Origin of the sequence: Bacillus cereus group sp. BfR-BA-01309 (assembly GCF_022664315.1) — a bacterium.
GTDB lineage: Bacteria > Bacillota > Bacilli > Bacillales > Bacillaceae_G > Bacillus_A > Bacillus_A mobilis.
The window spans coordinates 218,552-231,571 of the sequence record NZ_JAKUHE010000006.1 but is presented as its reverse complement, the minus strand read 5'-3'; the positions used below and the strand labels follow the sequence as shown (position 1 = coordinate 231,571).

Genomic DNA, 13,020 nt, shown 5'->3' with positions numbered 1-13,020 from the left:
ATATAATTTTCCAATTTCTAATGGCGATTTAAAATGATTTATATAGTCAAATTTAGGAGGATATATAATGAAAGCTATTATTGTAACGTCGTTCGGTGGTCCTGAAGTGATGAAATATACAGATGTGGATATGCCAAAGATTTCAGACAATCAAGTTTTAATTCGAATTGTTGCTACTAGTGTAAATTTCGCCGATATTAAATCCCGTTATGGTAAAAAAGGAAATACAACACTACCTTTTATACCAGGGATAGATGCAACTGGTGTTGTAGAACGAGTCGGTTCTCATGTAAAAAATATTTATCCTGGACAACGTGTCATTGCTTTTCCTCAAAATGGATCTTACGCAGAATACGTTGTTGCAAATGAAAACCTTACTTTTTCTTTACCTGATGAAGTCGATTTTCAAACTGCAGCGGCATGCCCTATCGTATCTTTCACAAGCTATAATTTACTTGCAAATGTAGCAAGGCTTCAACAAGGCGAGTCTGTACTCATTCATGCAGCGGCTGGTGGAATTGGTACGACAGCAATTCAAATTGCTAAACTATTAGGTGCTGGAACGGTTATCGGTACTGTCGGAAATGAAGCGAAAAGTAAAATCGCTTTAGACGCTGGAGCTGATTATGTTATTTGTCATCAAGATGAGGATTTTGTAGAGAAAGTCAATGAGCTGACAAATGGTGAAGGGGTCGATGTAATTTTAGATTCTATTTCTGGAACAGTTTCGGAAAAAAGTTTAAAATGTCTTGCTTATTATGGTCGCCTCGTTCATTTCGGAAATGCAAGCGGCGAAATTGGTAACTTTCAAACGAAAGATTTACACGCAAGTTGTCGCTCTATACTCGGTTTTAGCTTTGGTACTACACGAAAAAAACGTCCCGAAGTACTCCAAGAAACTGCAAATGAAGTTTTCCGTTATTTAAGTGACGGAAGTTTGCAAATTAAGGCTACGAAATCTTTTCCACTTCAAGATGCAGGGAAAGCACATGAATGGGTCGAAAGTAGAAAAAGTACAGGGAAAGTAATACTAACTGTCCAGTCCTCTTCCTGAAATGAATACTTGAAACCGAGGTGTCATTCATGGGATCACGAATTATGCATGCTATTATCGCTAACAGGATTGCCGAAAAATTATCTATTCAAGATAAAACTTCTTTCATACTTGGAGGTGTAGCCCCTGATGCTGTTCATTCAGCAGAAGAAAAAGGCGCTTCACACTTTTACGCTGGCACAACGAAAAACTATACGAGAAGGATAGATTTCAATTCTTTTTTTCAAAAATATAATGCTCAAATGGATTCCCCTTTTCTCTTAGGCTATTACACCCATCTCATTGCCGATGATATTTGGCTAAGTGGCTTTTTTCTCCCTTGGCTAAAAAATAGAATAGAAAATGACGAAACTATCGCACCTATGTACTATAACGATTTTAAATTGTTAAATGCAAAATTGCTTCATCATTACGATAAAGAACAACAACTCTTCTCTCTTCTCAATCAAGAGGTTCACATTATGGATATTGAAGAGGTTTCTAAAGAAAACGTATTAGCTTTTCGAAAGTATCTTTTTGAAGATATGTTGTATCCAGAGCAACATTTGCATGAAGACTTACAAGTGTTTACGTTTAATCAAATCGTTGGTTATATTGAGACAGCTATTGAAAAAGGCGTATTTTATATTAATCAACTCTCTAATGAAAAATCGCCTTCAAACATGTGAAAATCCCCCTCAATATATTTGAGGGGGATTTTCACATAGTGATATTATTATTTGTTCTTTTCCATAACCGCAAAATAATTCCCTTCACTATCAGCAAAGTTAAATACTTTACCAGAAGGCATAGTTACCATTTCGCCAACAGTAACATTTTTATTTTTTAAATCTGTATATAATTGATCAAGATTTTCTGAGAAGAACATTAAAGATGGTGTACCAAGATTTAATTCTGGGCTCATCTTAGAAATCACTTCTTTATTATGTAATATAATGCTCGTTTCTGCACCGCTTTTCGGAGCGATTTCAATCCATCTCATTCCTTGCTTGTTATCTTCCTCTGCTACTACATGAAATCCTACCTTTTCCGTCCAAAAATTGACTGCCTCATCTTGATTGTTTACATATAACATAATTTGTCCGACTTTATGAATCATTTGTATTCCTCCTAATGTTTTTTATATTCTATGTAGCTTTCTACAGGTGCTATCGTTATTCCTTTTGAGTTGATATGTACTTCTTTGCAAAATTTATCGACTGACTCATCCCATCCAGCTCGTCAAAATAATCATTTCTTTCAATCATATTATATCCGTCGAATCCAATTTCATCTAATACCTTGAAGAATATATCGAAATCTACTTCACCATTTCCTGCTGCGACTTCTATATACTTACTTGAATTTTTATTTTTTACTTCTTTACAATCTTTAATATGAGTTTGTATTATATAATCTTTTAATAGTAATAAAGCTTCTACCGGATTTTCATTTACATCACTTATTAAATTTGCTGGGTCAAAGTTAACAGCTAGTCCTTTTGAGTTTATATTTTCTAAAAATCGTTTTAACACTGTTGCTTTTTCAGAGCCTGTCTCAATAGCGAAGACTCCTCCAAATTTGAATGCTAAATTCCCTACCTCATAACAAACCCGTTCCATTTTATCATAGTACGCACTTTTTTCATCATCTGGAATTCCCCCGATATGAGCTGTTATTATCTTTGCTCCTAGCTCCAAACCTCTGTCAGCAATATATTTAAACTGATCTATTGCACCGTCAACTTCCGTGCCTATAATTCCATTTTCTCCAAAGTTAATTGCTAATGACGGAACCTTTATTCCATTAAAAGATAAACCTTTCTTTAAAGTAGTCCATTCTACCATTGGAATATTAGCTAAGTTGAAGTTCTTATTCATAGCATACAATTGAATACATTCTAAATTCCATTCTCTCGCCTTTTTTATTCCTTCGTTTACTTCAATATGTTTCGTATTTAAAAACATCCCTAATTTCCTATTCATATATGTACCTTCTTTTTATTATTTCGTATCAGTTTAATATTCGACTCTCTTTATATTACTTCCTTGTACATATGTTGATTTAAAAACTGATGCTAGATACATTTTAATAACCATTAATAAACCTCCTTGTATTATTCAATTGCAGATAAAAAAGACGTAACTACAAATAGTTACGTCTTTCCCATTCTTTATCTAGGCTTTTTCTTCCCAGTAAACGCTGGTTTCTTTTTCTTTGGTGCTTTCGGTTTCGTTTCTACAAACGATCCGTTGAACATTTCTTGCTTCGTAAATACGATGCCTAGTTTTTTTGCAAATTGAAGTAATTTACGCTCTTCTTGTTGTGTTACAAGAGAAACGACTGTTCCTTCTTTACCCATACGTCCTGTACGTCCTGAGCGGTGAATGTATTGGTCTACTGTGTCTGGTAATTCTAAGTGAATTACGTGTGTTAAATCATCAATATCAATACCGCGTGCTGCAATATCAGTAGCAAGTAGAATTTCTAATTTCCCGCCGCGGAAAGCACGCATCGTTGCTTCACGCTCTTGCTTACCTGCTTCTGCATGAAGAGCTGCTGCTTTCATTTTACGGAACTGCAATTTCTGAGTAATTTCATCTAAACGGAATGGGTCGTTTAAGAAAGCAACTGCTTTTACATCGCCCATATGCATAATTCTTCTTACATAATCATTTTTTTCGCGTCGCTCACAAATGATATACGTATGCTCAACTAAGCTTTTTGACTCTGCACGTGTTACACGTACCACCTGTGGTTCAACTGCTAAATCACGTGCCGCGTCTTCTGCAGCTTTGGTAATTGTCGCTGAGAAGAATACTAATTGACGGTCGCGCATCGTTGATTTAATTACATCTTGTACTGCGCCCATCATCTTTTGTTTTACAATTTGATCAAACTCATCAAATACAATTGTTTTTACTTCATGCATCTTTAGCTTTTTCATTCGAATTAATTCTAAAATACGTCCTGGTGAACCGACAATTACTCTCGGGTGTTTCTTTAATTTTTCAACTTGGCGCTTAATATCTGCACCACCAATTAAAGATGCCCCTGAAATTTCAGTCCCTGCTGTAAACTTTTGAACCTCTTCGTGAATTTGCATAACAAGCTCACGTGTTGGCGCTAAAACAACAACTTGTGGTTGTTTTACTTCAGGATTAATTTTATGTAAAAGGGGTAATAAGTACGCTAATGTTTTTCCTGTTCCAGTTGGAGATTCAGCTATAACGTCTTGTCCTTCTAAAATAGTTGGAATCGCTTGTTTTTGAATTTCAGTTAATTCTTTAAAACCAGCCTTCTCCCAAGCTTGTTGTAAAAATGGTTGCATATCTTTTATCATTTGTTTTTCTCCTTTATCTCTATTTTTGAAGAAAATGTTGTATTGTTCGCACCGTTTCTATCATGTGTGAAATAACAGCTATTAAATCATCAACATGGTCTTCTGTAATCGCTTTTTGAAATAGAACCTCTACCTTATTATGATATGAAATCGCTTGCTTATTATATTCGTATGAAAGTTTTTGCGTAATCATTCTTTCTTTTCCCCATATAGAATGCATGAAAGTTTCAATTTCTTCGCACATTACCTCTGGCTTTTCTATCGGGAATGAAAATGCTAACTTCATTTCACAACCTGGTGTAAATTGTGGTACTTCCAATATTTCACCAGATAAGTTCTTTGCATCTACAGATAGTGAAAATGTTGCTTCTACTAACTGTTCGAACGGCTCTGTTAATTGAAATGAAATATTGTATATACGACTTAATGAGGCAAGGTCCATCATATCTTTTCGATCTGTTACAAGAATATCTCCATGTAAATCAAAATCATATACAGCACCTTCCACGATTACTTTTAAATTATCAAAAGCAGTTGGATCAAACATAATTTCCTCCAAAAAACAGGCGCCTTTCGATGGAAAGGCGCCACTTGATGTATATATAGTTTACAGATAAACGAGATGAATTACAACCTTTTAGAATAAACCTACTGCTTTTCCATCTTCATTTACGTCCATTTGTAGTGCTGCTGGCTGTTTTGGAAGGCCTGGCATTGTTAACATTGTTCCTGTTAACGCAACGATAAATCCTGCACCAATTGATGGTTTCAGCTCACGAATTGTAACGATAAAGTCTGATGGACGACCTAATTTTGTTGCATCGTCAGAAAGAGAGTATTGTGTTTTCGCCATACAAATTGGTAGGTTACTCCAACCTTCTCCTTCATATTGAGCTAATTGCTTACGTGCTTTCGGAGCAAATTCAATGTCTTTTGCACCGTACACTTTTTGAGCAATTGTACGAATTTTTTCTTCTAATGGTAATTCTAATTCATAAAGTGGTGCGTAGTTGTTCTCACCTTTTTCAATTTCTTTTAACACTTTCTCAGCAAGGTCAACTCCGCCTTGGCCACCCTTCTCCCAAACTTCCGTTAAGGATACTGCATAGCCACGCTCATTGCACCACTCTTGTAAGTATGCAACTTCTGCATCTGTATCTGTAATGAATTTATTAATTGCAATTACGAAAGGCACACCGAAGCTTTGAATTGTTTCAACATGCTTCTGTAAGTTTTCCATACCTTTTGCTAATGCGTCTACATTTTCTTCTTTTAATTGATCTTTTGCTACGCCACCATGCATTTTAAGCGCACGAATAGTCGCAACAATAACAACTGCTTCTGGTTTAATGCCAGCTGCACGAGCTTTAATATCTAAAAACTTCTCTGCACCTAAATCAGCACCGAATCCAGCTTCTGTAATAACATAATCACCTAATTTTGCTGCCATTGTTGTAGCGATAACACTGTTACAACCGTGAGCGATATTCGCAAATGGTCCGCCGTGAATGATAGCTGGTGTATTTTCTAACGTTTGTACTAAGTTTGGTTTTAATGCATCTTTTAATAATAATGTTAACGCACCTTCTACACCTAAATCTTTAACCGTTACAGGTTGATTTGCAAAGTTATAAGCAACTACGATGCGAGATAGACGCGCTTTTAAATCTTGAATATCTGTTGCAAGGCAGAATACCGCCATAATTTCAGATGCTACTGTAATATCAAAACCGTCTTCACGTGGTACACCTTGAACTGGTCCACCAAGACCAATTACTACGTTACGAAGGGCACGATCATTTAAGTCAACACAGCGTTTCCAAACGATTTTACGTGTATCAATTCCAAGTGTGTTTCCTTGTTGGATATGATTATCAATAAACGCTGCTAACGCGTTATTAGCAGTTGTGATCGCATGGATATCTCCAGTAAAGTGAAGGTTAATGTCTTCCATAGGTACTACCTGTGAAAAACCACCACCTGCTGCTCCGCCTTTTAGTCCCATCGTTGGTCCAAGAGATGGTTCGCGAAGTGCAATTACTGTTTTCTTACCAATTTTATTAAAAGCTTGACCTAAACCAACTGTTACTGTTGATTTACCTTCTCCAGCTGGAGTTGGGTTAATCGCTGTTACTAAAACAACTTTACCGTCTTTCTCGTTCTGTAAGCGCTTAAAAATGTCAAGAGATAACTTACCTTTATAATGCCCGTATGGCTCTAATTCATCTTCTAAAATATTTAATTCAGCTGCAATTTCTTGAATCTTCTTCATACTCGCTTCTTGTGCGATTTCAATGTCGGATTTAACTGTTGTAGTAGTTGTCATATACCCTAGTCCCCCTTTAATTGGTTCTGATGATATTGTATCAGTTTTTTGTATTTTCTGCACTTATTTACCTCCTAAAAATTCTTTCATTTCTTTATGCGTTTTTCAGCATAAATACCCATAAGAAGGTTAACGATTGTTGTAACTCGATAGGTAGTTGACCTAGCATCTTCTCATTTACTCCGCGCTTATATACACCGATGCCATCTACAACTTCAAAACCTTGTTCTTTCGCTAACTGTTCAAATTCCCACGGCATCATCGTATTACAAACAACGTCTTTGCCGTATAAACGAGGATAACTGTTCTCTCGAGGCTTTGCTGTCGGTCCTAAAATTGCAATACATGCATACCCATCGCTTTTTAAAACGCGCTTTATCTCATTTAATGCTCGTAATGGCTCCTCGGTCCATTCTAAAGAGTTAATTGCCATAATTGATTCAAATTGCTCATTTTCAAATGGTAAGGAAGAAAGATCTCCTTTTATAAAAGATAAATTCGGTCCTTCTCCGCGCTCCTTCCCTTTTTGAATCATTACTTCTGATAAATCTACTCCAACTGCTTTATAGCCCGCGCGACTTAATTTATATGTACCGTATCCATCCCCACAACCAACATCAAGCACCCGAGCTTCTTTCTTCACATACTGTTCAAAAAATGGAATAATTGTACTTCTACTCCCGCTATCCCACATCTCCTGACTATTCTGAGTCCAAAATTCTGCACTACTATCCCATTTTTTCTCTGCTGATTCATGCCAATTAAATTTCGTCATACATTCCCCTGCCTTCACGTTTTATCACTCATTTCATTCTACATCATTTTCCAAAATTCCTGTTTATCTTCATTAGGAGATGTATAAGCTAATAATGGAATCTTTATTCTCCAATTTTTGCTTTACTTGGGTTTAACTCATACTCATGTTCTTCTCTTTATGTAAGATACTATAGGTACACCCAATTGAAAGAGAGGGATGTACATGCGAAGAAAGAGAAATCATCATTTTAAAAGTGGTGAAAAAAACGAAGAGTATGCAGCTGAAATATCACCAGCTGGCATTCCGATTAGACATAAGCGTAAAGAAATTGCAAATGAAATAGAAGGTACAAATACTGGTGCAATGGTAGGCTATGTCGCTTTATTTCTTTCGCTTTTCTCAATTGCATTTTATCCGGTTACACTCGGCTCTCTTGCGATTTTAGTCGGCTTATTAGCTGTCAATTTCGGAGCAAGAACACTTGGATATACTGCAATTGGTTTTGGAAGTTTTTCTGTTTTATTTACTTTACTCTATCCGCTTGCTTTGTCAGCGTTTTAAAAAAAACACACCAAGTTATACTTGGTGTGTTCATTCGTGATACAACATAATATGACCGCATCCACAGCAATGTTTCGCTGTAATTTCTTGAAACACTGGATAATTCTCTTCATCCCGATGCTCAATAAACACCTTTTCAAATCGATACATATTTTGTGCATATGCCCAATCTTGTTTCGTACGTGCATACAAAGTGGAGGAAAAAAACTCCTCACCACCGCAAACGATACATGTTTTCTTCATTACTACCCCTCCTATGCTTGTCTTACTTCATCTATATGAACATAAGCATAAGAAAAAGACCTTCTATTACTAGAAAGTCTTCTCTGAAACAAAAAGAAATGTACCAAACATTCCTACTCCGCTATATTCTTTCGTAACATCAGCTTCTGTTTTAAATGTTTGCTTTACAGTCATAAAGAATACACCATTTCGTGCATCTGTACTTTCAAATTTTAATTTTTCTTTTTTACCATCTACATTTTGTGTGCATTCAAAACTACTCTCATCACATTTCAATGCATACTTATCCTCTACATACACTTTAAAATCTGATTCTTTCGGACAAGTAATAAGTAAAATCGCCACGAGAATAATACTTACAATACCCACAATTGTATAATATTTCTTCATTTGTACTCCTTTCAAATGACAAGAAAACTTGACTTCATGCGCCAAGTTTTCTTAGTCCACAACCCATTGCCATTCTTGTTCTTTCTTATCAAAAATGAGCCAACCTGTCTCTGTTGCTTCTTCTTTCAATTCATCGATATTATCTAGTACCTCATCCGTACTTTCATACGAACCAACTACATATACCGGAATTTCAAGACCCCTTCTTGACTCAATTTTCCCTGCTAGATCAATATAAAGACCATCTTCCATTAATGGAATAAGCCCCATGATCAATTCTTTCGAAATTGCTGGGAAAATTTTTGATTTTTGGAACAAAGAAAAACGTTTCTTACCGAAAGCACCGAGTTTATAAGGAATGACTTTACTTAACATTCCTACAAAGTCAGCAATTCTACGATAATACACTTTGTTGTACCATCCGTCATCATGTGAAAAATAAACAAATCTATTTTTCAATAGCGGAAAGAATGTTCTTGCAAGTGGTTCTTTTTTGTGAGCCAAATATAAAAGCTCTGCAATTTCTTTTGGCTCTAGTTCATCTAAATCGCTTGCATCATCAAAATCTACCCAACAAAATTCATCAAATTCATCAATCTCTGCTTGAATTAACTTATGTATATTTTCTTCCTCAACATATTCAAATAAAGTATGATAGTGAAAATCTGTCCATTCAAAGTTGTGCTTCAAAAGCAACACTTGATGAAGCGGTGAAGGGATGTTACTTGCAAACTCTTTAAACGTAATTCCTGATGTAATAAAACAATGACCCCGACGATTACCATTAATATATATCATATTCTTTACTTGGTCAGATCCTCCAGACAAAGCACCTAGCCACCTTCGTTTTATATGTTTCAATTCTATAGCATATTTTAACATGAAAAATTTTAGAAACATAGAAAAAAATTCAAAAACTATTTACAATTTCATGTGTTTTATTACATAGTGATTACAAGAAAAAACACCTGCTCGTGAGCAGGCGTTTTTAAAGGATTTCATCTGGGTTTTGAGGATGATGATTTCCCTCTTTCTTTTCATCTTTTTGGAACATCGATTGAATCTTATCAATTGTTTGTGGAGCTAATTCAATCATTTTTTCTGCTAAATGTGTCGCATTTTGTAGATGTAGAATATTTACTCCATCTTTATTCACCACAAGAAATGCTACTGGTGTAATAGAAACACCACCCGCGCTACCGCCACCAAATGCAGGGTTACCGTTCGCTCTTTGTCCATCATTCGTTTGGAAATCAGAACCTCCTGCTCCAAACCCGAACGCTACTTTAGAAACCGTTAACACCACACCACCGTCAGCCGTTTGAACAGGCTCCCCAACAATCGTATTCACATCGACCATTTCTTTTAAATTTTCCATTGCCGCTTTCATTAATCCTTGAATTGGATGATCCACCGTTCATAACCTCCTTTGTCATATCTTTCCTAGTTTTTCCGAAAGTTGGTGAACTAAACATAAAATTTTATGTTGATTTCAAAAAACTTAAGTTGTAATATTTAGAAAAATAAAAAAAGAGGTCAATTCGTTATGATGCGAAAATTAACAAAGGAAGATCATAAACAAGTATTCGCTTACCTAAAAGAAGAAGCAGCCCTTAACTTATTTATTATTGGAGATATTGAAGCTTTCGGTTATGATACAGATTTTCAAGAACTATGGGGAGTATTTAAAGAGAATGGAACATTACAATCAATTTTACTTCGCTTTCACGATTCATTTATACCATATAGTAAAGAAGAGTTTGTAGTAACTGACTATGAGGCACTTCTTTCAGCGTATAAGCCGCTTAAACTATCTGGCAAGTCAACTATCGTAGAAAAATTTGAAACTTCTCCTGCTATTCAACTAGGTGTCAAAAGTGATATGTATTTTTGTGAATGTCTAAATGGCAACAACTTACCTGACACGCCTATTCATGAGACGATTAAACTTGCATCAATAAATGATGTAGGTCGAATTATGCAATTAAGAAGTAGCATCGATGAATTTCCAACTGCTAATGAATCAGAAAAAATTTTACGACAATCTATTGAAACAAATACAGGACGTACATATTATATTGAAAAAGACGGCACAATCATCGCATCCGCCTCTACTTCCGCTGAAAATTCATTATCTGCTATGGTAGTTGGTGTATGTACACACCCGAATTATCGGGGAAATGGATATGCTTCACTCCTATTACAAAAAATGATTCAAGACTTTGCGAAAGAAGGCCGAACACTTTGTTTATTTTATAACAATCCAGTTGCTGGACGAATTTATAAACGACTAGGATTTAAAGACATTGGGATGTGGACGATGTATCGATAATAAGAGGTACTTTATAAGCGGAAATAGTTGTAACTTAGCAATACAAGCAGATTATACAAAAACTTCACACCGTTATTATGAAGATGAAAAAACTACTTGCGAAGCGATGACTCTAACTAAAAAATGTTATGCATTCAAACTAAATATAAACGGGTAGCCCCAATTGTTGCATCTACTCCAGCAATTGGGGCTACCTGTTTATTCTCAAATTCTTTCCACGACAAATAGAAATATTTATGAAACATTTATCACACTTATGTCGCTATTATCTTTACGTGCAAATGCCCTTCTTAATATTACTGCTTCTTATTATACTGTGCTTTAAAATCAATATATTCCTGTCTCGCATCCTGATTATTACCTTGGTGACTATCAAAAGATGTATGTATTTGTGATATATATTCTACTAACTTACCTTCATCATTTCGCTTCTTATAATTTATTACAATACTTACTTCCAATATCTGCTTTGAACCATTTTTAGAATCAATATGCAATGCGATTGATCCACCACCATATTCATCATATTGTATTTTCAACTTATCATTAATAACACTCTGAAACTCTAATTCAGTTAGTTTATATCCAACAGTACTAGGCTGATCAAACTTTTTTATATCACCTCCTGGCTTCATCTTTAGTTTCCCTATCACTTTTAAACGATCTACAATTAGGTTCACGTATGAAACATCCAGACTTGAATCCGTACTTTGTACCTGTCCATTCTCATAACTAATATTTGTACTATAATTAACTTCTTCTTTATAATTTTTATTATCTACTTCCGAGGTAATTTCTTGTGTTGTATTTCCATATAAACTTTTATCTTTCGTATTATATATGCCTTTCGAAGTTTGATAGATTGTTTTACTGTGCTCTCCATCTTCTTTTTGTTCATATGTACTATATATACCTCTTTGTCCCACAAAAGCATATCCATCATCACTCGCAGACATAACCTTTTTCATGTCACCTTCATCCAATGCCTTAACAAATGGCTCATACTCTATCTTTTCTTCAAAAAAACTACATGCTTGTAGTAGGCTGATTGCTATTATGATCGGAATTATTTTAGAAACACTTTTTTTGTTCATTTCATCATCACACTACCCACTCTCCATTTTCGATCAGATAACCTTCTAATCACTTTAATCACCTTACATAATTAAATTTTCTTTTAGAAGTTAAAATACTCTCCTGTAAATAATTACTTTTCTATCATCAAAACTTACAATACGCACTTTCTTTATGCCTTACGTTTCGATTTACCTTTTTTATTTTTCTTTTGATATCTTGGAGTTTCTCTTTTATGTTGCTCCCACGTTTTATTAAATGCTGGAAATTTAAATCTGCAATATGCTAATAGCTGAAATTCAGCAGCTCCAATGGCTATCGTATACATTAAAAAGGTCCCTACTACATACATACCTAAAGTATCAAATCCATAATCGTTATGAAAATATAGCAAAATAAGAAGGATTAATGCGTATATTGAAGCAACTTTCATCATAGTTCCTTTTGCTTTACTAAAAAAGGAAGCGGATCTTTCATCCATACTAAATGCACCTTCACTTGCCTGTTTAAACGTATCAATTGTTGTCAAAATATGAAAAATTACTGCTCCTAAAAATAATAATCCTGCATACAGTAATGTAATCTGATCAATTGAATTATTAGCCATTTTAGTACCAATCAAAACTACGAGTAATATTATTGCCATTTGAAATGCATTTAATAATACAACAATTGTTTGTAGCTTTTGAAATTTAAACTGAGCTTTTGGAAATAAATATAGAATGAAAAAAATTACTTGCAGAGCATATAACAACACTTCCAGCTTAACAATTCCTATATTAAGGAGGACCATACAGTAATCCCAATCACCTGATACAATAATAGAAAAAACAGCTATTGAACTATAAAGTATTCCTCCAAACATAAACCCCACAGAGTCTTCTGGGCTTAAGCGATTTCTACATGTTATTTTAAATTCATCTAAATCTTTTTCTTTTATATTCCACATATAATTACACCA

General features: G+C 34.9%; 16 protein-coding genes. 4 read left to right on the top strand and 12 right to left on the bottom strand.

The window, feature by feature from the left end:
• The first annotated feature begins 67 nt into the window (after positions 1-67).
• Together MR115_RS13985 and MR115_RS13980 are read left to right on the top strand one after the other, a co-directional pair.
• Positions 68-1,054: a quinone oxidoreductase family protein gene (locus MR115_RS13985; protein WP_242241694.1), complete on the top strand. Its 987-nt coding sequence runs from the start codon at positions 68-70 to the stop codon at positions 1,052-1,054.
• Positions 1,055-1,083: 29 nt separating this feature from the next.
• A complete protein-coding gene (locus tag MR115_RS13980) occupies positions 1,084-1,722 on the top strand; it encodes a zinc dependent phospholipase C family protein (protein WP_242241693.1) in 639 nt (212 codons plus the stop codon).
• A 47-nt stretch (positions 1,723-1,769) separates the two neighbouring features.
• Here the strand turns inward: MR115_RS13980 and MR115_RS13975 are convergent, their stop codons facing one another.
• The 6 genes from MR115_RS13975 to MR115_RS13950 form a co-directional block, all read right to left on the bottom strand.
• Complete coding sequence (locus tag MR115_RS13975; protein WP_000581463.1) at positions 1,770-2,153, bottom strand: VOC family protein; 384 nt, start codon at positions 2,151-2,153, stop codon at positions 1,770-1,772.
• 55 nt (positions 2,154-2,208) lie between these two features.
• Entirely contained in the window at positions 2,209-3,018 is an 810-nt protein-coding gene (locus MR115_RS13970) for a sugar phosphate isomerase/epimerase family protein (RefSeq protein WP_242241692.1), read from the bottom strand.
• A gap of 188 nt (positions 3,019-3,206) precedes the next feature.
• Positions 3,207-4,376 (bottom strand): DEAD/DEAH box helicase, encoded by a 1,170-nt coding sequence (locus MR115_RS13965; protein WP_061678608.1) that lies wholly within the window; start codon positions 4,374-4,376, stop codon positions 3,207-3,209.
• A gap of 19 nt (positions 4,377-4,395) precedes the next feature.
• A complete protein-coding gene (locus tag MR115_RS13960) occupies positions 4,396-4,923 on the bottom strand; it encodes a hypothetical protein (protein WP_063261704.1) in 528 nt (175 codons plus the stop codon).
• A gap of 90 nt (positions 4,924-5,013) precedes the next feature.
• Entirely contained in the window at positions 5,014-6,702 is a 1,689-nt protein-coding gene (locus MR115_RS13955) for a formate--tetrahydrofolate ligase (protein ID WP_012644371.1), read from the bottom strand.
• Between the two features lie 94 nt (positions 6,703-6,796).
• A complete protein-coding gene (locus MR115_RS13950) occupies positions 6,797-7,477 on the bottom strand; it encodes a class I SAM-dependent methyltransferase (protein WP_242241691.1) in 681 nt (226 codons plus the stop codon).
• 204 nt (positions 7,478-7,681) lie between these two features.
• Between MR115_RS13950 and MR115_RS13945 the strand changes: the two genes are divergently transcribed.
• Positions 7,682-8,020 (top strand): hypothetical protein, encoded by a 339-nt coding sequence (locus MR115_RS13945; protein WP_001253201.1) that lies wholly within the window; start codon positions 7,682-7,684, stop codon positions 8,018-8,020.
• Positions 8,021-8,050: 30 nt separating this feature from the next.
• On the opposite strand, the gene MR115_RS13940 is transcribed toward MR115_RS13945, so the two are convergent.
• The 4 genes from MR115_RS13940 to ytfJ form a co-directional block, all read right to left on the bottom strand.
• Positions 8,051-8,263, bottom strand: a complete 213-nt coding sequence (locus MR115_RS13940; protein ID WP_151630658.1) for a hypothetical protein — start codon at positions 8,261-8,263, stop codon at positions 8,051-8,053.
• A gap of 69 nt (positions 8,264-8,332) precedes the next feature.
• Positions 8,333-8,653 (bottom strand): hypothetical protein, encoded by a 321-nt coding sequence (locus MR115_RS13935; protein ID WP_061678611.1) that lies wholly within the window; start codon positions 8,651-8,653, stop codon positions 8,333-8,335.
• 51 nt (positions 8,654-8,704) lie between these two features.
• Positions 8,705-9,481, bottom strand: a complete 777-nt coding sequence (locus MR115_RS13930; RefSeq protein WP_061678612.1) for a hypothetical protein — start codon at positions 9,479-9,481, stop codon at positions 8,705-8,707.
• Between the two features lie 160 nt (positions 9,482-9,641).
• On the bottom strand, positions 9,642-10,067 hold the full coding sequence (gene ytfJ / locus MR115_RS13925; RefSeq protein ID WP_000349987.1) for a GerW family sporulation protein: 426 nt from the start codon (positions 10,065-10,067) through the stop codon (positions 9,642-9,644).
• A gap of 132 nt (positions 10,068-10,199) precedes the next feature.
• Here ytfJ and MR115_RS13920 point away from each other — a divergent pair, with 132 nt between their 5' ends.
• Positions 10,200-10,985, top strand: coding sequence for a GNAT family N-acetyltransferase (locus MR115_RS13920; RefSeq protein WP_063261707.1), 786 nt, complete (start codon positions 10,200-10,202; stop codon positions 10,983-10,985).
• 296 nt (positions 10,986-11,281) lie between these two features.
• On the opposite strand, the gene MR115_RS13915 is transcribed toward MR115_RS13920, so the two are convergent.
• Both MR115_RS13915 and MR115_RS13910 read right to left on the bottom strand, forming a co-directional pair.
• Entirely contained in the window at positions 11,282-12,055 is a 774-nt protein-coding gene (locus MR115_RS13915) for a DUF3952 domain-containing protein (RefSeq protein ID WP_242241762.1), read from the bottom strand.
• A gap of 176 nt (positions 12,056-12,231) precedes the next feature.
• Positions 12,232-13,008 (bottom strand): hypothetical protein, encoded by a 777-nt coding sequence (locus tag MR115_RS13910; RefSeq protein ID WP_242241690.1) that lies wholly within the window; start codon positions 13,006-13,008, stop codon positions 12,232-12,234.
• Between the last annotated feature and the right edge of the window lie 12 nt (positions 13,009-13,020).

Bases quoted from the DNA above. Each gene is read 5' to 3' on its own strand.
- MR115_RS13985 (WP_242241694.1), top strand. From the start codon at position 68: ATGAAAGCTATTATTGTAACGTCGTTCGGTGGTCCTGAAGTGATGAAA.
- MR115_RS13980 (WP_242241693.1), top strand. From the start codon at position 1,084: ATGGGATCACGAATTATGCATGCTATTATCGCTAACAGGATTGCCGAA.
- MR115_RS13975 (WP_000581463.1), bottom strand. From the start codon at position 2,153: ATGATTCATAAAGTCGGACAAATTATGTTATATGTAAACAATCAAGAT.
- MR115_RS13970 (WP_242241692.1), bottom strand. From the start codon at position 3,018: ATGAATAGGAAATTAGGGATGTTTTTAAATACGAAACATATTGAAGTA.
- MR115_RS13965 (WP_061678608.1), bottom strand. From the start codon at position 4,376: ATGATAAAAGATATGCAACCATTTTTACAACAAGCTTGGGAGAAGGCT.
- MR115_RS13960 (WP_063261704.1), bottom strand. From the start codon at position 4,923: ATGTTTGATCCAACTGCTTTTGATAATTTAAAAGTAATCGTGGAAGGT.
- MR115_RS13955 (WP_012644371.1), bottom strand. From the start codon at position 6,702: ATGACAACTACTACAACAGTTAAATCCGACATTGAAATCGCACAAGAA.
- MR115_RS13950 (WP_242241691.1), bottom strand. From the start codon at position 7,477: ATGACGAAATTTAATTGGCATGAATCAGCAGAGAAAAAATGGGATAGT.
- MR115_RS13945 (WP_001253201.1), top strand. From the start codon at position 7,682: ATGCGAAGAAAGAGAAATCATCATTTTAAAAGTGGTGAAAAAAACGAA.
- MR115_RS13940 (WP_151630658.1), bottom strand. From the start codon at position 8,263: ATGAAGAAAACATGTATCGTTTGCGGTGGTGAGGAGTTTTTTTCCTCC.
- MR115_RS13935 (WP_061678611.1), bottom strand. From the start codon at position 8,653: ATGAAGAAATATTATACAATTGTGGGTATTGTAAGTATTATTCTCGTG.
- MR115_RS13920 (WP_063261707.1), top strand. From the start codon at position 10,200: ATGATGCGAAAATTAACAAAGGAAGATCATAAACAAGTATTCGCTTAC.
- MR115_RS13910 (WP_242241690.1), bottom strand. From the start codon at position 13,008: ATGTGGAATATAAAAGAAAAAGATTTAGATGAATTTAAAATAACATGT.